We start from the raw sequence: 18,457 nt of genomic DNA on the forward strand, positions 1-18,457 counted from the left end.
TCATGACGCTGAAAATGGATGCCGCCGATCTGCACGCGTTTCTGGAAACAGCTTTTCCGCAGGTACAGGGTGATTTCATCATTGCCGACCTGTCGGCTGACCGGATCACGGTGCAGATGCCTGTCGCAGAGCGCCACCTGCGCCCGGGCGACACGGTTTCGGGGCCTGCGATGTTCGCGCTGGCGGATGTGACGGCCTATCTGATCATTCTTGCCAATATCGGACCCAAGGCGCTGGCCGTCACCACCAATTGCAGCATTGATTTCATGCGCAAGCCCGCCGCCGGGCAGATGCTGGTCTGCGAGGCGCGGCTGCTGAAGCTCGGCCGTGCGCTGGCCGTGACGGATGCGCTGATCTATAGCGCGGGGCAGGCGGCCCCTGTGGCGCGGGCCAGTCTGACTTACGCGATCCCGCGTGCCTGAAAAATGGGCCGGGAAACCCCGGCCCATTCAGGAAGAGGCGGGGCTGTCAGGCCCGCCAGAAAGGCTTGGACGCTTCGGCAACCGCCGCGGGGTGGTCCAGGCCAATATCGGTCAAAAGATACGGTGGCAGAGCGCGCAAATGGCGCCGCGTGCGCCGGCGCAGGTCCCATGTGGTCACGATCACCGCAAAACGCAGGGCCAGTCCGGCCATGACCGGCACATGGGACTGGCTGGTCAGAACCGCGATTTGCATTGGCTGGATCGTATATGACATGGGACAATCCTTTCGTATTGTATTGACACAATTTAGATAAATGCTACAATTGAACGATACAATATGCGCCAACGAAAGGTCCATGAAATGATTGTATCGGATACAATTTTCAAATCACCGCTTGGCCTTGCGGGGAAATCGAAATTCAAGGCGCTGGCGCAGGCGATCCGTGAAGCAATCGTATCGGGACAATTGGCACCTGAGGCCAAACTGCCGCCCGTGCGTGATCTGGCCTATCAGATCGGCGTGACACCGGGGACTGTCGCGCGGGCCTATCAGCTGCTGACCGAAGAAGGCCGCCTTGTCGCGGCGGTCGGGCGCGGCACCTTTGTGGCCCCCGCACAGCGCAGCCTGCGCGCGGCCAGCCCTGCGATTCTGGCGGCTGATGACCGCATGTCGCATGCCGCCGATGTGGCGCATCTGCTCAGCCCGAAAATGCCGGACATGGGGCAGGGGCAGATGATCCGCGATGCGCTGCACCATCTGGCCGACAGCATGCCGACCGAACACCTGCTGCGTTATCCCGACAGGCAGACCGATCTGGCTGCGCGCAGGGCCGCCGCAACATATCTCAGCGTCGCGCGGATCGGCGCCTTTACGGTGGACGATATCGTCACGGCCCATGGCGGGCAAAGCGCGGTCGTGATGATCCTGCAAACCATCCTGCATGGCGCGCGCCCTGTCGTGGCGGTCGACGCGCTGAGCTACGGCGGCTTTCGCTATGCCGCTGCGATGTGCCGCGCCGATGTCGTGGGCGTGCCCTGGGATGCGGAGGGGCCTGACCCCGCGGCCTTTGAGGCTTTGATCAAGGCGCAGAGCGTGCAGGTCTTTTGCACCTCGTCCGAGGTCTGCAACCCCACGGTACGCCCCACGACACCCGCCCGCCGGACCCAGATTGCACGGATCGCGCAGCGCTATGGTGTGCATGTGCTGGATGACGATTGTTACCGGCTGATGCGCTCGGCGCATATCGGGCCCAGCTATCGCGCCTTGCTGCCCGATCTGGGCTGGCATGTGGTTTCACCGGCGAAATCGATCTCGGCGGCGTTGCGGATCGGGTTTGCGCTGGCCCCGCAGGGGTGGACATCGGCGCTGGTGCGCACCGCGACGTTCAGCTCTTTTGGCGTGTCGCGGTTGATGACCGATCTTTATGCGCATATCCTGGCGCAACCCGGGATCGACGCTGTGCTGGATGCGGTCAGGGACAGGATCGCGCAGGATATCCGGGCCGCTGTCAACGTGCTGGGCATGTACAAGCTCAGCTGGTCCGAGGACGTGCCATTTGTCTGGCTCGAGCTGCCGCTCGGCTGGCGTAGCGGCGAATTTCTGCAAGCGGCCGATGCCGCGGGCGTGCTGATCAAATCCGCCGATGATTTTGCCCTGCGCGACGGGCGCAGCGAGCATGCGGTGCGCGTTGCGGTGAACGGGCTGGTGCCGCATCAGACCTTTGTCGATGCGATGCATGTGCTGCGCGATCTGCTGGCCCATCCGCCACAGCGGATTTCGGTGTAGTTTTGTGGGGTATTATGATACCTAATTTGCAAGACAATGTTTTTACTTGGTTATTTCGGAAAAACCCCGCTTGACGCGCATTTTATGGCGCTTATAAGCCACCTATCCGAATGACCGTGGCGTTGCGCCACCACAAACCTTCTGGTGAGATATGAAAACCTTTACCGCTACCCCGGCGGATATCGACAAGAAATGGATCCTGATCGACGCTGAAGGCGTTGTTCTGGGCCGTCTTGCCTCGATCATCGCCATGCGCTTGCGCGGCAAGCACAAGCCATCCTTCACACCGCACATGGATATGGGCGACAATGTGATCGTGATCAACGCCGAGAAGATCCAGATGACCGGTAACAAGCGCGACGAGCGTTATTACTGGCACACCGGCCACCCCGGCGGGATCAAGTCCAAGACCAAGGCAGAGATCCTCGAAGGCAAGCACCCCGAGCGCGTCATCGAAAAAGCCGTCCAGCGCATGCTGCCCGGCGGCAAGCTGTCCCGCCAGCAAATGACCCATCTGCGTATCTTCGCAGGGGCGGAACATGGCATGGACGCACAAAAGCCCGAAGTTCTGGATGTCAAATCCATGAACCCGAAGAACACGAGGACCGCATAATGGCCGATCAAGTCAATTCGCTCGAAGATCTGGGCCAGGTCGCGGAAGGTGTCGAAGCTGCGGCACCGACCCCCGTCGCCGCCCCCCGTGAACCCGTGCGCGATGCGCTGGGTCGGTCCTATGCCACCGGCAAGCGCAAGGATGCGGTCGCCCGCGTCTGGATCCGCCCCGGTTCCGGCAAGGTCACCGTCAACGGCAAGGAAATGAAGACCTATTTCGCGCGCCCCGTGCTCCAGATGATTCTGGCGCAGCCATTCTCGATCGCCGGTGTCGCCGGTCAGTTCGACGTGGTCGCTACCGTCAAGGGCGGCGGTCTGTCCGGTCAGGCCGGTGCGGTCAAGCATGGTGTGTCCAAGGCGCTGCAGCTTTATGATCCATCCCTGCGCCCCGCGCTGAAAGCTGCCGGTTTCCTGACCCGCGACAGCCGCGTGGTGGAACGCAAGAAATACGGCAAGGCAAAGGCGCGCAAGAGCTTCCAGTTCTCCAAGCGTTAAGCTGTTCCGCATCTTTGAAAAGGCCCGCCTTGGCGGGCCTTTTTGCTGCGCCAGCCGCCCGACGAGGATCGGCGTAAATAGTGGCAGATGATGGAAAATCCGACGCGATCGGGCAGCGTCACGTCACTTTCGTATTGATCTTTCCGACGTGAAGATGAAGATCGCCCTATGTTCAAGAAACTGACATCGACCGAAGGCGGGCGCGGGCTGTTACTGATCAGCCCGCCGTTTTTCTATGCGCTGGCGCTGATGGCCTTCCCCCTGGGGGCGATCATCCTGTTCAGCTTCTGGACGCAAAACTTCATGGATGTCGACACGACATTCACGTTGAACAACTACCGCGAGATCATCACACAGCCCATCTACGGGGCGTTGCTGCAACGTTCGCTTTACGTGTCTGCCGTGGTGACGGTGGTGACGGTGCTGCTGGCGTTTCCGATTGCCTATTTTGTGTCGTTTCACGTCAGGCCCGACCGTAAATCGCTATGGCTGTTCCTGATCACGATCCCGTTCTGGACGTCCTACCTGATCCGGGTTTTCCTGTGGAAGGTAATCCTTGGCTATAACGGCGTGATCAACACCGGGCTGTTGAACATCGGCCTGATCGACGAACCGCTGACCTTCATTCTTTACAATGTGAATGCCGTGATCATCACGCTGGCCCATGCTTTCGCGCCTTTCGCGATCCTGCCGATCTTTGTCGCTTTGGAAAAGATTGACCGCTCCCTGCTCGAGGCATCGCGCGATCTGGGGGAAAACAAGGTGATGACCTTCTTCCGTGTGACCTTGCCCTTGGCCATGCCCGGCGTCGTGGCGGCGGTGTTGATCGTATTCATCCCGACCATCGGCGATTACGTGACACCAGAACTGATGGGCGGGGCCGGTGGCAAGCTGATTGCGAACATGATCCAGACCCAGTTTCTCGCGCTGAATAATGCGCCATTGGGCGCGGCGCTGGCTGTCGTCGCGATGCTGTCGGTCACGGCGATCAGCCTTATGTTCGTTCTGCTCAACCGCCGCTGGCTGCGGGGGCGGTCATGAGCCTGCGCGTCTATGCCATCGCCTATCTGATTTTTCTCTATGCGCCGATCGTGCTGCTGCCGATCTTTGCCTTTAACGATGCGACGATCATCGCCTTTCCGCTGTCCGGCTTCACGACGAACTGGTTCGGCGAATTGATGACCAACACATCGCTGCATGCGGCGGTGCGGAATTCGCTGTTCATCGCGGTGATGACGGCGATCCTGTCGACGCTGCTGGGGATCTGTGCCGCACGCGCGGGGGCGATGTACCGCTTTCCGATCAAGGCGGGGATCATGGGGTTCATCATGCTCCCTCTGGTCCTGCCCGAGATTATCGTCGCCGTGTCGCTGCTGGTGGTCGTGGTGCAAATCTTCGATCTGGGCCTGTCCAACTGGACGATCATCGCGGCGCATGTGCTGATCTGCACACCGTTCTGCATCGCGATCCTGAACGGCGCTTTCCAGAACCTCGACCCCAGCATGGAAGAGGCGGCGATGGACCTTGGCGAAAGCCGGTTTTCGGCGTTCCGGCTGGTGACGCTGCCCTTGGTGATGCCGGGGATCATTTCCAGCATGTTGATCGCCTTCACCATCAGCCTTGATGAATTCATCATCGCGTTCTTTCTGTCCGGCGTCAGCCCGACGATGCCGGTCTATATTTGGGGGCTGATGCGGTTTCCGGCGTCCTTGCCTGTCGTCATGGCGCTGGGGACGATTCTGGTCGCGCTGTCGATCATCCTGTTGACTATTGCAGAGCTTTTGCGCCGCCGCGGCATGGCCCGCGCGGGCGTCAAAGACAAAGGGGGCTTTCTTTGACAGCTTTGATCACGCTCAAGGGCGTCAACAAATATTATGGCGATTATCACGCGCTGCGTGACATCGACCTGACCATCAATGCTGGCGAGTTCTTTTCGCTTCTGGGGCCTTCGGGCTGCGGCAAGACGACGTTGCTGCGCACCATCGCGGGGCTGGAGGATGTGTCCGACGGGGTCGTGATGATCGGCGGCAAGGACATGCGCGGCGTGTCCGCCAACCTGCGGCCGACCAATATGGTGTTCCAGTCCTATGCGATCTTTCCGCATCTGAGCGTCGCCGAAAACGTGGCCTTCGGGCTGCGCAAGCGGGCGGACCTGTCCAAGGCCGACAAGGCCACGATGGTGGACGAGGCATTGGCGATGGTCGGCCTGTCAGGCTATGGCAAGCGCGCGTCGCATGCTTTGTCGGGTGGCCAGCGTCAACGGGTCGCCTTGGCGCGCGCGCTGATCCTGAAACCCAAAGTGCTGTTGCTGGATGAACCTTTGTCCGCGCTGGATAAAAAGATGCGCGAACAGATGCAGGTCGAACTGATCCGCCTGCAACGGCATGTCGGCATCACCTTTATTCTGGTCACTCATGATCAGGAAGAGGCACTGGTCATGTCCGACCGCATCGCCGTGATGTTCGAAGGTGAGATCGGGCAATTGGCTGATCCTGAGACATTGTACCGGCGTCCCAATTCGCGGCGCGTGGCGGAATTCATCGGCAAGATGAATTTCCTGCGCGCGGATGTGCAAGAGATCGGCGACACGATCGAGGTCGATGTCGCGGGCCTTGGCCGCGTCAGCGTGCAGGCGGAACAGGCCCCCATGGCGCTTCACAAGGGTGCTGCCGTCGCAGGCGTGCGGCCCGAAACGCTGGCGATCCTGTTCGACGGCGAAACCACCGAACGCAAGCTGATCGACGGCGTGGTGGATGAGGTCGTCTATTACGGCGACATGACCTATTACGACGTACGGATCGCGGGCGTAGACCAGCCGCTGAATATCGCCATGAAGAACCTGATCGGTCGGCCGGTTCTCGACGTCGGCACCCAGACCAAGGTGGTCTGGGACGAACGGTCGCTGGTATTGCTGGCCTAAGCGGGTCCGGCTGCGCCGGAGCGCTCCGCGGGGGATATTTGGGCTCGGAAGATGGGATCAGTCGAGCACCATGGCGAACCGTACGCCCACGGTTTCCAGCCCCGGATTCATCTCCCCCAGATCGCCGTTTGACCTGTGGTCCGCCAGGACGGTCAGCGTCGCGCCATTGTCGAACATATAGCCGACCCCGAGTGCGCCGCGAAATTCGAGCGGCAGCCCAAGGTCCGGCCCATCGCCTTGGGCGTAAAACCCCGGCATGAACGACGCCTCGACAAAGAACGGCCCGTCGATCACGTCTTGTGTCGTCCATTTCGCACCGGCACCGATCCAGAGATCGCCATCGGTCGTGGCACTCGCGCCCACGACCGGCTGGAACACGCCATAGCGGCGCGGCAGGTCGTAGGTGGCATAGATTTCCTGGCTGATGTTGTCAGACTGGAAATATGTGTCGCTAAGCTGCACCGCGACCCGCGCAGGCGCGTCTTGCAGCTGATAGCAGCCTGTCGCGCAGCTGTTCAGATAGGTGTCGGTCAGGCCGACAATGAAAAAGATGACTGCGAAGGTTCCGTCCATGGGGTGATCCTATATGTCAGGGTCCAGCAGGCCAAGCCCACGCAAGTAGATGCCGATGCCCGTTTCCAGCAGATCATCGGGTGGAAACGGACTTGTCCGGCCCGGATTGCCGCGCGCGAAAAGTTCGACCACGCCATGCGACATCGCCCAGATATGGGCGCTGAACATCTGCGGCGGCGGGCGTTTGTCGGCAGGGATGTGCTGGCTCAGCGCCGCTGCGGCCTTTTCCAGCACACCCATCGCGCGCGTCGCCACGGCATGCAGATCGGGGCTGTGGTTGATCGATACGCCCGATTCGAACATCGCGATGTAATGCCCCGGATAGCGGCGCGCGAAGGCCAGATAGGCGCGGCCTGTCGCCTCGAACGCGGCCAAAGCCGAGGGTTGCCCATCGGCAAAGGCATGTTCCATCAGGTCGGCGAAAATGGCGTAGCCTTCCTGTGCGGCGGCGGCGATCAGGTCTTCGCGCCCCGCGAAATGACGATAGACGGCCGCCGGGGTGACACCCGCCTCGCGCGCGGCCTCGGACAGGGTGAACCCCGTTGGCCCGCGCATCTCGATCAGCCGCAGGCAGCCATCGATCAGTTCGGCGCGCAGATTGCCGTGGTGATAGCCGCGCTTAGACATGCCAAAGGTCGGGACCACCCGCGATCGACGGATCGACGACACCTAAGGCATCCGCATCTTTGCGCGTGTAATCAAGCGCTTGCAGGACAGAGCGGATCATGTTCACCCGTGCGCGCAGCTTGTCGTCGGACCGCACGATTGTCCATGGCGCAAAGGGCAGATGCGTTCGGTCCAGCGTTTCGCGGATCGCGTCGGTATACGCGTCCCAAAGCGCCAGCCCCTCGACATCGATCCGGCTGAGTTTCCATTGTTTGAGGGGATCTTTTTCACGGTCGAGAAAGCGATCCAATTGCGTGGCCCGTCCGACATTCAGCCAGATCTTGAACAGGGTGATCCCTTCATTTGCCAGCATATCCTCGAATTCCGGCACCTGCGAAAACCAGCAGGCACGCTGCTCTGGGGTGCAGAAGCCGAACACATGTTCGACGACACCACGATTGTACCAGCTGCGGTCAAACAGCGTCATTTCCCCTTTGGCGGGCAGATGTGCGATATAGCGCTGGAAATACCATTGGGCGGCTTCGGTATCGCTGGGCTTGGGCAGGGCCACAAGGCGTGCGCCGCGCGGGTTCAGATTTTCGCGGAACCGCTTGATCGTGCCGCCTTTGCCCGCCGCATCGCGCCCTTCGAAGATCACGACAATCCGCTGGCCGGTGTCGCGCACCCAGGCCTGCATCCGCACCAGTTCGACCTGCAGCTTTTTGATGGCATCCTCGTAATCGTCCTTGTCCCATTCTTTGGGGTAAGGATAGCTGGGGTTGAGGATGTCGTGCTTCTTGGCGTCGCTGATCAGGTCGCGGATGTCCTGCGGGGCGCCTTCGTTGAAATAGCGACTGATCGCGCCGTCGAATGGCAAATCCATAAAACCCTCTTTGCGCTGTTTCGCGCCAGTATGGGCGTGCGGGACGCCTAGCGCAATCCGGCGCGCGATGCCGCCCGGTCGATGGCGGCGATCGCTTCGGGCGGTCGGGAATGGTGCGGCTGGTGGCCGACCCCGTCCAGCCGGACAAGGTTGGCGGTGGGCGCGATCTTGATCAGCTCTTCGGCATGGACACGGATCGGGACGGTGTCGTCCGCAGTCCCGTGGATGATTTCGATCGGGATGGTGATCTGCGGATAAAGCTGTGTCATCTCCACGACAAAGGGGCGCAGCGTGTTGACCTGGCGCGCATTGGCGCGGAACGTGTCCGCGCGCAGTGCCAGTTCGCCGCCCAGATGGTCCACATAACCCGGTGGCGGCGACTGCGGCGCAAAGGTGACAGCGACGGCATTGTCCACCGTGCTTTTGGGAACAAAGGCGCTGATCAGCGGGATGACCAGACCGCCGCCTAGCGCGCTGCCGTTGACTGAATAATAGGTGCCGAGATCCCCCGGCCACGGCATCGACACACCCGCAAAAGACACGACAGCGGCGGCATTGGTCGGGTCGTCGCGACCTATCCCCGTCGTGGCCCACGCCATCGCAACGATCCCGCCGAAACTGTGCCCGACGACAACAGGCGCACGGATATCGAGCGCGGTCGCAGCCTCGCGCAGCATGGCAACCTGGGCGGCGGGGCTGTCACCATCGGTCGCAAAAGCGCCCGTCGCGATGCCGGGCACGCGGTCGGTATAACCAAGGCCGGGACGGTCAAAGGCCGTCACGCGGTAGCGGTCAGTCAGCTGGCCCATCAGATCGAAGGTGAAATCGCGCAGATTGCCACCCGCGCCATGCAGCAGGATCACATCGGGCCCGCTGCCTGCCTGCACATAATGCACGCGCCCGCCCGTGACCTGCACGAAATCGCCGACAGGGGGGAAGGCGGCCTCGATCCGGTCCGCGCGCGCCGAGGCCGTGCAGGCGGTCAGCAACGCGCCGATGCCCAGCGCAAGCGCCGTCAGAGAGAGAGCTTTAAGTGCCAATTTTGTCCAAATCGAAATAAGTTGTCTGATAGATCTCGTTGATCCAATTGCCATATAGAAGGTGCGCGTGGCTCCGCCAGCGGTTTTGCGGCGTCTTCAACGGATCGTCATCGGGGTAGTAATTCGCAGGCACGTTGATCGGGGTGCCGTTGGCGATATCGCGGTCGTATTCCTGTTTCAGCGTGCCGGTGTCATATTCAAAATGGTTGAAGATATAGAGCGCGCGATGGGCAATATCTTCGACAAGCGCAGGCCCGGATTCGGGGCTGGTGATCAGGGTTTTCAGCCCCGGCACAGCGTCGATTTCATCCTGCCGCATTTCGGTCCAGCGGCTGACGGGGATCACGCAATCATCCGAGAACCCGCGCAGATAGGGCGAACTGGGCGCTTTGTTCTGATGCCGCAGGCAACCAAAGAGTTTTCGATCCAGCAGGTGTTTTTCCACCCCGTGGAAATAATTGATCATCGCCATGCCGCCCCAGCAGACGCCAAAGGTGGAATGGACGTTGGTCTGGGTCCAGTCGAAGACCTGCGTCAGCTCGTCCCAATAGGTGACATCGTGGAACGGCAGATGTTCGATCGGCGCGCCGGTGATGATGAGACCGTCGAATTTTTCGTCCCGCACGTCCGAGAAGGGTTTGTAGAACTCCTCCATATGTTCGGCAGCGGTGTTGCGGGTCTGGTGTTCGCTCATCCGGATCAGTGAAAACTCGATCTGCAACGGTGTCGCCCCGATCAGGCGGGCGAACTGGTTTTCGGTCTGGATCTTCTTGGGCATCAGGTTCAGCAGCGCGATCCGCAAGGGGCGGATATCCTGCCGCGCGGCGGTGACTTCGTCCAGCACCATGACGCCTTCCTTGGACAGGACATCATAGGCGGGCAGGGCGGATGGCAATTTGATCGGCATGAATGGTATCCTCGCAGACAGGTGCAGATAGGCCCGTCAGCCCCGCTTCTCAAGGGCCCGCGCGATCATCTCGACAAAGCCGTCCGCGTCGCGCACCTCAGCCACGTCATCCTGCGCCACGGTGATCCCCCAGCCATCCGCCATCGCCTTGTAACGCGGCTGGCGGTGCGCCAGCGCTTTGGCGAATGCCCAGCGGATGAAATCGTCGGGGTCCACGGTATCGGGGGACACGTCGAATTCCGCCAGATACGCCTGCCATGTCGCCAGCAGGAACACCGGATCATAGGACATCGGTTTCGGTTCGCGGTCAAACCGGCGGATCAGTTCGGCGGTATGGGCGTCGGTGCCTTCGATCCAGACCATCAGCGTTTTTGAGGCCAGATCCGTCATGATCGGATCCTGCGGGTTGGTCACATCGACCCATTCGCAGATCGACCCGCCGGTATCGCAGACGAAATGCGGATATTGGTAGAGATCGTGCGAGCGCGTGATGAAATGGCCCGTGTCATGCAGCGCCGCGACCTCGGCCCGCTGGAACTGGTCCTGACGGCGGGTGTATTCATCCCATGGCAACCCGCCCTTGGCCGGATCACCCGGTTTGCCAAGGTAGGACGACATCGGGCGCAGGTCGTTGAAGGAGATGTTCGACCCGATATAGATCGAATCGCTGCGCAAAAGGTCGCGCAGGAAAGGCACTTTCATCGCCTCGCGCTTGGCATTGTCGGCGATATATTCGCCCATGTAACGGGTGCCGATCCGGTAATCGATGGAATAATGGAACCAGTCGCCCGTCTGGCGCAGCATGCTGGACAGATAGGTCTTGCCCAGCCCCGACATCGCGAAGAACAGGACACGTTTTTGCGCAGCATTGCGCCAGTCGGATGCGGATTTGTAAATCATGGCCTTTGGGTAAAGGGGCTTGCGGCGATCTGCCAGCGATTTTTGCAGGCTTTGTGATAATGTCACCGATCCGCAGGGCGGCAGCGGCTAAGGCGGTTGCAATCGTCGAAAGGATCGGACCAGATGCAATATACCAGCAAGTTTCAAGCCATGGCGGACGCCGCACGCGCGCAGGTCGCGGATGTCCCCGCGAGCGAAGTGGACAGCCTGATCGCGGCAGGGGCCGTGGCGCTCGACATCCGCGACAAGGAAGAACATGACGCCGATCACATCGCGGGATCGCTGCATGTCAGCCGTGGCAAACTCGAGATGAATATCGAAGACATGCTGCCCGATCTCGAGACCACGATCCTGTGCTATTGCAACGCCAACAACCGCGGCGCCCTGTCGGCGGCCAGCCTTCAGGCGATGGGTTACAGAAATGCCAGGTTCATCGCGGGCGGGCTGAACGCCTATCGCGGTAAAGCCTAGCGGCTGCGCCACCAAGGGGCGCTGCCCCTCACCCGGATAAATCCGGGTTCACCCCGGAGTATTTGCAGAAATAAGAAGAAGCCGCGCGGAGGCTATTGTCCGCGCCAGATCCAGCCGCCGCCCAGCACGCGGGTGCTGTCGGTGTCATAGAACACGCAGGCCTGCCCAGGCGAGACGCCTTGTTCGGCGACCAGCAATTCGACCTCGGCCTCGGTGTCGTTGATCGGGCGCAGGATCGCCTCGGTCGGGGGGCGGGTGGAGCGGACGCGCACCGCGACCTGCCGTTCGGCCAGATCGGTCAGCTTGCCGCCGCCGATCCAGTTGATTTCGCGCAAAGGCACGCGGCGGGTGGCCAGCATGTCCTTGGGTCCGACGATGACCTGTTTTTTGTCCACGTCCAGCCGCACGACATAGAGCGGATCGGCCAGACCGCCGATGCCAAGCCCGCGCCGCTGGCCCACGGTGTAGTGGATCACGCCGTGATGCTGGCCCAGCACATTGCCGGTGATGTCGACAATCTCGCCCGGGGCGGCGGCACCGGGGCGCAGTTTTTCGATGACGGCGGCGTAATCGCCGTTGGGGACGAAACAGATGTCCTGACTGTCGGGCTTGTCCGCCACGCTGAGCCCGTATTTGGCCGCCAGAGCGCGGGTCTCATCCTTGGTCTTGTGATGACCCAGCGGAAACCGCAGGTAATCAAGCTGATCCTGCGTGGTCGAGAACAGGAAATAGCTTTGATCCTTGGCCGCGTCGGCCGCGCTGTGCAATTCGGCACCCTGCGCGCCCATCTTGCGCTGGATATAATGGCCGGTCGCCATGCAATCGGCATCCAGTTCCTTTGCGGTCTGCAACAGATCCTTGAATTTCACGCGCTCATTGCAGCGGATGCAGGGGACAGGCGTCGCGCCACCCAGATAGCTGTCGGCGAATTCATCCATCACCGCCTCGCGGAAGGTGTTTTCGTAGTCCAGCACGTAATGTGGAAATCCCATGTCCTCGGCCACACGGCGCGCGTCATGGATGTCGCGGCCCGCGCAACATGCGCCTTTTTTCGCAAGCGCCGCGCCATGGTCGTAAAGCTGCAGCGTCACGCCCACGACATCGTAACCTTCCTCGGCCAGTTTCGCCGCTACGACGGACGAATCCACGCCGCCCGACATCGCGACAACCACGCGGGTGTCGGCGGGGGACTTGGCAAAACCAAGCGAGTTCATGGTGGCTTCCAATGGCATTGTCGTGATCCGTCGGTTCAAAGACAAATATAAATATAGAAAAATGCAACGCACTCTCAAGGTGCGGTTACACCTCTCGTTAAGTCATGGGCGGCATAACATCTGCGGGAGTTTCCGGAAAGGGGTGCCACATGTATTTGCGAAAGATCGAAGGCCCGCGTGCAGTCACATTGCCCGACGGGTCCACGATGACACGGGCGGACCTGCCCGACAGGACGACCAGCCGATGGGTCGCGTCACGCAAGGCGGCGGTTGTGCGCGCGGTCACATATGGGTTGATTTCACGGGCAGAAGCCATGGAAACCTACACCTTGTCCGAGGAAGAAATGACGGCATGGGAATCCGCGGTCGCCGCGCATGGTGAGGCCGCCCTCAAGGCAACCGCACTGCAAAAGTATAGACAACCTTAACACGCATTCGTAAATTGTTCTTTGCCAGTAACGTGTGGTTAACCTTTTTTCGCGTATGGTGAAGTGCACAAGTCAGAGTGGAGAATCCCTATGCGCGTCCTGCTGGTCGAAGATGACCCGACAACAGCCAAAAGCATCGAACTGATGCTGACTCATGCCAACCTGAACGTCTATACCACCGACCTTGGTGAAGAAGGGATCGATCTGGCGAAGCTGTATGATTACGACCTGATCCTGTTGGACCTCAACCTGCCGGACATGAACGGGCACGAGGTGCTGCGCCAGTTGCGGCTCAGCCGGATCGACACGCCGATCCTGATTCTGACAGGGGATGACGGCACCGAAAGCAAGCTGAAAAGCTTCGGTTTCGGCGCGGATGATTATCTGACCAAGCCGTTTCACCGCGAAGAACTTGTCGCGCGCATCCATGCGATCATCCGGCGGTCCAAAGGCCATGCGCAATCGATCATCCGCACCGGGCAGATTGCCGTGAACCTTGATGCCAAAACAGTCGAAGTCGGCGGAAATACCGTGCATCTGACCGGTAAGGAATATCAAATGCTGGAACTTTTGTCGCTGCGCAAGGGCACGACACTGACCAAGGAAATGTTCCTCAACCACCTGTACGGCGGCATGGACGAACCCGAACTGAAGATCATCGACGTGTTCATCTGCAAGCTGCGCAAAAAACTGTCCGAGGCTGCGGATGGCGAAAACAACATCGAAACGGTCTGGGGGCGTGGCTATGTCCTGCGTGATCCCGAACCCGTCAAATCAGCCCCCAAACTGGCGGTTGGCGCGTAACCATCCGCGCCGGCCCAGACCCTGATACGGGTTTGCCGACTGGACCTTGGCGTCGGGCCTGCGTAACACTATCTGGCGCGCAGCATGAGACGCAGGTCAAATGGGGGCAGCCGGTGAGCCGGACAGGACAGGATCAGGACACCGCAACGATTCCGGTTGCGGATTTGACGCAAGCCGACGCGGTGATCGAACTGGCGCGGCTGTCGGATGCCTTGCAGCAGGCCAATACCGCCTATCATCGCGATGACGCGCCCGACATCAGCGATGCCGCCTATGACGTGCTGAAACAGCGCAACGCCGCGATCGAGGCGCGCTTTCCCGACCTCAAACGCGACGACAGTCCCAGCGACCAGATCGGCGCGGCGGTGGCGGAGGGATTCGGCAAGGTGCAGCATGCGGTGCGGATGCTGTCTCTGGGCAATGCCTTCAGCGATGACGACGTGACGGATTTCGACGAACGGGTGCGCAAATACTTGGGGTTGGGCACAGACCAGCCGCTGCGCTACACCGCCGAGCCCAAGATCGACGGGCTGTCATTGTCGCTGCGCTATGAAAACGGGGAACTGGTGCAGGCCGCGACACGCGGCGACGGGGCGGTGGGCGAAAACGTCATCGCCAATGCGCGCACCATCAGTGATATTCCCCAGCAGCTGAAAGGCGCACCCGCCGTGCTGGAAGTGCGTGGCGAAGTCTATATGAGCCACGATGATTTCGCGGCCCTGAACGCGCGGCAGGCGGAGAAAGGCGGTAAAAACTTCGCCAATCCGCGCAATGCCGCCGCCGGATCCTTGCGCCAGCTTGACGCCAGTATCACCGCCGCGCGGCCTTTGCGTTTCTTCGCCTATGCATGGGGCGAACTTTCGGCCCCCTTGGCCGCCACCCAATCGGGGGCCATCGCGCGGCTGGCGGAATTGGGGTTCGTGACCAATCCGCTGACCGCAACCTGCGACACAACCGCCGATCTGATCGCGATCTATACAAGGATCGAGGCGCAGCGCGCCAGCCTTGGCTATGACATCGACGGCGTCGTCTACAAGGTCGACGATCTGGCCTTGCAACAGCGGCTGGGGTTCCGATCCACCACACCGCGGTGGGCCATCGCGCATAAATTCCCTGCCGAACTGGCCTGGACCACGCTGGATGCCATCGACATTCAGGTCGGGCGTACAGGCGCGCTGTCACCCGTCGCGCGGCTCGCGCCGGTGACGGTCGGCGGTGTGGTCGTATCCAACGCGACCCTGCATAACGAGGATTACATCGCCGGGCGCGGCGGCAATGGCCAGCCCATCCGCGATGGCCGCGACATCCGTGTTGGCGATCTCGTGCAGGTGTATCGCGCCGGTGACGTGATCCCCAAGATCAAGGATGTGGACCTTGCGCGCAGGCCTGCGGATGCCACCCCCTATCAATTCCCAGATACCTGCCCCGAATGTGGATCACCCGCGATCCGTGATGCGGGCGATGCGGTGCGCCGTTGCACCGGCGGCCTGATCTGCCCCGCGCAAGCTGTTGAAAGGCTGAAGCATTTCGTATCCCGCGCTGCCTTCGACATCGAAGGGCTGGGCGCCAAACAGGTCGAACAATTCCACGCTGATGGCTGGATCACGACGCCGGTCGACATTTTTACGCTGCGCGCGCGCTATGGGCAGGGGCTGCAACAGCTGAAAAACCGCGAAGGCTGGGGCGCCAAAAGCGCCGACAACCTCTTTGCCGCCATCGATGACAAACGCGCGATCGCGCTGCACCGGCTGATCTATGCGCTGGGAATCCGGCATGTCGGCGAAAGCTCGGCGTCGCTTTTGGCCAGTCATTACGGGTCATGGACCGCTTTCGCCCAAGCCATGCAAGAGGCCGAGATCGGACAGGGGCCCGCTTGGGACGAACTGACCAGCATCGACGGCGTGGGCGCCGTGATGGCCACATCGCTGATCACGACGCTGCAAAATCCGTCAGAGGCCGCATCCATCGCCGCCTTGGTGGCCGAGCTTGACGTGCAGGACGCGCCCAAGGTCGCCAGCGACAGCCCCGTGTCCGGCCTGACCATTGTTTTCACTGGCAGGCTGGAAAAGATGACAAGGGCAGAGGCCAAGGCGCGCGCGGAATCCTTGGGTGCCAAGGTCGCGGGATCGGTAAGCGCCAAGACCGATATCCTTGTCGCGGGGCCCGGGGCCGGGTCCAAGGCCGCCAAGGCCGAAGCGCTTGGCATCCGCACAATGGACGAGGACGGCTGGCTTGCGCTGATCGGCCCCGCATGACCGGCCGGCCAGAGGCGCTTTTCCCGCTGTTCGGCGCGCTCACGCGGCTGGACGGGGTGGGGGCCAAGACCGCGCAGGTCATGACGGACGCGGGCATCGCTAAACCGGCTGACCTGCTGCTGACCCTGCCGATGTCCGGCGTGGACCGCCGCCGCCGTGCCTCCATCCGCGAGGTGATCGCGCCTTGCGTTGTCACGGTCGAGGTCACAGTCGGCCTGCATATGCCGCCAAAATCCAAGGGCAAACCTTACCGCGTCACGGTGCAGGATGCGGACACGTCGTTCCAACTGGTGTTCTTTCATGTGCGCGGCGATTATCTGCAGAAACTGCTGCCCACAGGCCAGCGGCGGGTGGTGTCGGGCAAGCTCGAACTTTTCGACGGGATCGCGCAGATCGTGCATCCCGATCATGTGCTGGCCCCGGTCGAGGCTGATACGATCCCCGCGTTTGAACCCGTCTATCCGCTGCATGCGGGCCTGACGCAAAAGGCGATGTGGAAAGCGACCCGGTCGGCGCTGGCGTTGCTGCCGGATTTGCCCGACTGGATCGACCCCGCGCAAAAGGCGCGCGAAGGCTGGCCCGATTGGGCCGAGGCCCTGCATCTAGTGCACAACCCTCAATCGCCTGTTGACCTGTCGCCGCATCATCCCGCGCGCGCGCGGCTGGCCTATGACGAATTGATGGCGCATCAGATCACGCTGGCCTTGGCGCGCGCGACCGCGCGGCGCGGCAAGGGCGCGGCATCGGCTGGTGACGGACGGCTGCAAACCCGCGTTCTCGGAGCCTTGCCCTACAGCCCGACCGGTGCGCAGACCCGCGCCATTGCCGAAATCGGGGCCGATCTGGCCGCACCTTTGCGGATGAACCGGCTGTTGCAGGGCGATGTCGGGTCCGGCAAGACGCTGGTCGCGATGATGGCGCTGTTGCAGGTCGTGGAATCGGGCGGGCAGGGCGTGATGATGGCCCCCACCGAAATCCTTGCGCGGCAGCATTATGCGGGGCTGGAACCTTTGGCCGCCGCCGCCGGTGTCCGGCTGGAGGTGCTGACAGGCCGCGACAAGGGCAGCGAGCGTGCCGCGAAACTGACAGCCCTTGCGCAGGGCGAGATCCAGATCCTTGTCGGCACCCATGCCGTGTTCCAGAAAGACGTGCATTTTCATGATCTGCGGCTGGCGGTGATCGACGAACAGCACCGTTTCGGGGTGGCGCAGCGGATGGAACTGGGCGCCAAGGGCCGCGCCGTCGATGTGCTCGTGATGACGGCAACGCCGATCCCGCGGTCACTCGCGCTTGCGCAATATGGCGATATGGATGTGTCGGTGCTAGATGAAAAACCGCCCGGGCGCAAACCTGTGCAGACAGCGCTCGTGTCCGCCGCGCGGATGGACGAGGTTGTCGCCAAACTGCGCGCCGCTGTCGCCGACGGGCGGCAGGCCTATTGGGTCTGCCCGCTGGTCGAGGAAAGCGAAGTCATCGAGATGACCGCCGCCGAGGAACGCTTCAAACGCCTGCGCGCGGCCTTGGGTGACGGCGTCGTGGGGCTGGTGCATGGCCAGATGCCTGTCGCCGAAAAAGACGCGGCTATGGCGCGGTTCATCAGCGGCGAAACCCGCGTTCTGGTGGCGACCACGGTGATCGAGGTGGGCGTGAACGTGCCCAATGCGAGCATCATGATGATCGAAGGGGCGGAAAGTTTCGGGCTCGCGCAATTGCACCAGCTGCGCGGGCGTGTCGGGCGCGGGGCTGCGGCATCGACCTGCCTCCTGATCTATCAACCACCCTTGTCCGAGAACGGGCGCAAGCGGCTGGAAATCCTCCGCGAGACCGAAGATGGATTCCGCATCTCCGAAGAAGACCTTGCCATGCGCGGCGCGGGCGATGTCATCGGCACCGCGCAATCGGGCCTGCCACGGTTCCGCATTGCCGATCTGGAACGGCAGGCGGGGCTGATGGCGGTGGCGCAATCGGACGCGCGCAAGCTGCTGCACGATGACCCCGACCTGCAAACGCCGCGCGGGCAGGCCGCAAGGACCCTGTTGTGGCTGCTGGAACAGGATCGCGCGATCCGTTTGATTTCAGTAGGTTAGCAGGGTCGTCCCCATAAGTGTTAAAATGTTCCTAAAAAGTTCTTTACAGACACG

At 61.6% G+C, this 18,457-nt stretch carries 20 protein-coding genes; 12 read left to right on the forward strand and 8 right to left on the reverse strand.

Annotation, left to right across the window (positions count from 1 at the left end):
* Nucleotides 1-2: 2 nt before the first annotated feature.
* Nucleotides 3-422, forward strand: coding sequence for a PaaI family thioesterase (locus H147_RS0101840; RefSeq protein ID WP_019953630.1), 420 nt, complete (start codon nt 3-5; stop codon nt 420-422).
* Between the two features lie 46 nt (nt 423-468).
* Here the strand turns inward: H147_RS0101840 and H147_RS0101845 are convergent, their stop codons facing one another.
* A complete protein-coding gene (locus H147_RS0101845; RefSeq protein ID WP_026352166.1) occupies nt 469-696 on the reverse strand; it encodes a YjiS-like domain-containing protein in 228 nt (75 codons plus the stop codon).
* An 87-nt stretch (nt 697-783) separates the two neighbouring features.
* Here H147_RS0101845 and H147_RS0101850 point away from each other — a divergent pair, with 87 nt between their 5' ends.
* From H147_RS0101850 to H147_RS0101875, 6 genes are all read left to right on the forward strand, one after another.
* Entirely contained in the window at nt 784-2,208 is a 1,425-nt protein-coding gene (locus tag H147_RS0101850; RefSeq protein WP_026352167.1) for an aminotransferase-like domain-containing protein, read from the forward strand.
* Nucleotides 2,209-2,359: 151 nt separating this feature from the next.
* The gene (gene rplM / locus H147_RS0101855; RefSeq protein WP_019953633.1) at nt 2,360-2,821 is read left to right on the forward strand and encodes a 50S ribosomal protein L13; all 462 of its coding nucleotides are present in this window, start codon (nt 2,360-2,362) and stop codon (nt 2,819-2,821) included.
* A complete protein-coding gene (gene rpsI / locus H147_RS0101860) occupies nt 2,821-3,315 on the forward strand; it encodes a 30S ribosomal protein S9 (protein WP_019953634.1) in 495 nt (164 codons plus the stop codon). Before rplM ends, rpsI begins: the two co-directional genes overlap by 1 nt.
* 168 nt (nt 3,316-3,483) lie before the next feature.
* Nucleotides 3,484-4,356 carry an ABC transporter permease gene (locus H147_RS0101865; protein WP_019953635.1) on the forward strand — a complete coding sequence of 291 codons (873 nt, stop codon included), beginning with the start codon at nt 3,484-3,486 and terminating at the stop codon, nt 4,354-4,356.
* Nucleotides 4,353-5,153 carry an ABC transporter permease gene (locus tag H147_RS0101870; protein WP_019953636.1) on the forward strand — a complete coding sequence of 267 codons (801 nt, stop codon included), beginning with the start codon at nt 4,353-4,355 and terminating at the stop codon, nt 5,151-5,153. Before H147_RS0101865 ends, H147_RS0101870 begins: the two co-directional genes overlap by 4 nt.
* Complete coding sequence (locus H147_RS0101875; protein ID WP_019953637.1) at nt 5,150-6,235, forward strand: ABC transporter ATP-binding protein; 1,086 nt, start codon at nt 5,150-5,152, stop codon at nt 6,233-6,235. The genes H147_RS0101870 and H147_RS0101875 overlap by 4 nt, the downstream gene beginning before the upstream one ends.
* A 57-nt stretch (nt 6,236-6,292) precedes the next feature.
* Here H147_RS0101875 and H147_RS0101880 read toward each other — a convergent pair whose 3' ends face one another.
* From H147_RS0101880 to H147_RS0101905, 6 genes are read right to left on the reverse strand one after another with little or no spacing between them, the layout of a single operon-like run.
* On the reverse strand, nt 6,293-6,808 hold the full coding sequence (locus tag H147_RS0101880) for an acyloxyacyl hydrolase (protein ID WP_019953638.1): 516 nt from the start codon (nt 6,806-6,808) through the stop codon (nt 6,293-6,295).
* A 9-nt stretch (nt 6,809-6,817) separates the two neighbouring features.
* The gene (locus tag H147_RS0101885; protein WP_019953639.1) at nt 6,818-7,435 is read right to left on the reverse strand and encodes a TetR/AcrR family transcriptional regulator; all 618 of its coding nucleotides are present in this window, start codon (nt 7,433-7,435) and stop codon (nt 6,818-6,820) included.
* A complete protein-coding gene (gene ppk2, locus H147_RS0101890) occupies nt 7,428-8,297 on the reverse strand; it encodes a polyphosphate kinase 2 (protein ID WP_019953640.1) in 870 nt (289 codons plus the stop codon). The genes H147_RS0101885 and ppk2 overlap by 8 nt, the downstream gene beginning before the upstream one ends.
* A gap of 47 nt (nt 8,298-8,344) precedes the next feature.
* Entirely contained in the window at nt 8,345-9,337 is a 993-nt protein-coding gene (locus tag H147_RS0101895; protein WP_019953641.1) for an alpha/beta fold hydrolase, read from the reverse strand.
* Entirely contained in the window at nt 9,327-10,244 is a 918-nt protein-coding gene (gene metA / locus H147_RS0101900) for a homoserine O-acetyltransferase MetA (protein WP_019953642.1), read from the reverse strand. Before metA ends, H147_RS0101895 begins: the two co-directional genes overlap by 11 nt.
* 36 nt (nt 10,245-10,280) lie before the next feature.
* Nucleotides 10,281-11,144, reverse strand: a complete 864-nt coding sequence (locus tag H147_RS0101905; RefSeq protein ID WP_026352168.1) for a hypothetical protein — start codon at nt 11,142-11,144, stop codon at nt 10,281-10,283.
* A 123-nt stretch (nt 11,145-11,267) separates the two neighbouring features.
* On the opposite strand from H147_RS0101905, the gene H147_RS0101910 reads away from it, so the two are divergent.
* Nucleotides 11,268-11,615 carry a rhodanese-like domain-containing protein gene (locus tag H147_RS0101910; protein ID WP_026352169.1) on the forward strand — a complete coding sequence of 116 codons (348 nt, stop codon included), beginning with the start codon at nt 11,268-11,270 and terminating at the stop codon, nt 11,613-11,615.
* Between the two features lie 92 nt (nt 11,616-11,707).
* Here H147_RS0101910 and mnmA read toward each other — a convergent pair whose 3' ends face one another.
* Nucleotides 11,708-12,847: a tRNA 2-thiouridine(34) synthase MnmA gene (gene mnmA, locus H147_RS0101915; protein WP_019953645.1), complete on the reverse strand. Its 1,140-nt coding sequence runs from the start codon at nt 12,845-12,847 to the stop codon at nt 11,708-11,710.
* Nucleotides 12,848-12,978: 131 nt separating this feature from the next.
* Between mnmA and sciP the strand changes: the two genes are divergently transcribed.
* The 4 genes from sciP (at nt 12,979) to recG (ending at nt 18,403) form a co-directional block, all read left to right on the forward strand.
* Complete coding sequence (sciP, locus tag H147_RS0101920; RefSeq protein WP_019953646.1) at nt 12,979-13,257, forward strand: CtrA inhibitor SciP; 279 nt, start codon at nt 12,979-12,981, stop codon at nt 13,255-13,257.
* Between the two features lie 90 nt (nt 13,258-13,347).
* The gene (ctrA, locus tag H147_RS0101925) at nt 13,348-14,061 is read left to right on the forward strand and encodes a response regulator transcription factor CtrA (protein ID WP_019953647.1); all 714 of its coding nucleotides are present in this window, start codon (nt 13,348-13,350) and stop codon (nt 14,059-14,061) included.
* A 113-nt stretch (nt 14,062-14,174) separates the two neighbouring features.
* Entirely contained in the window at nt 14,175-16,316 is a 2,142-nt protein-coding gene (gene ligA, locus H147_RS0101930; RefSeq protein ID WP_019953648.1) for an NAD-dependent DNA ligase LigA, read from the forward strand.
* The gene (recG, locus tag H147_RS0101935) at nt 16,313-18,403 is read left to right on the forward strand and encodes an ATP-dependent DNA helicase RecG (protein WP_019953649.1); all 2,091 of its coding nucleotides are present in this window, start codon (nt 16,313-16,315) and stop codon (nt 18,401-18,403) included. Before ligA ends, recG begins: the two co-directional genes overlap by 4 nt.
* Nucleotides 18,404-18,457: the final 54 nt, after the last annotated feature.

Source organism: Yoonia vestfoldensis DSM 16212 (assembly GCF_000382265.1).
Taxonomy (GTDB): Bacteria; Pseudomonadota; Alphaproteobacteria; order Rhodobacterales; family Rhodobacteraceae; genus Yoonia; species Yoonia vestfoldensis.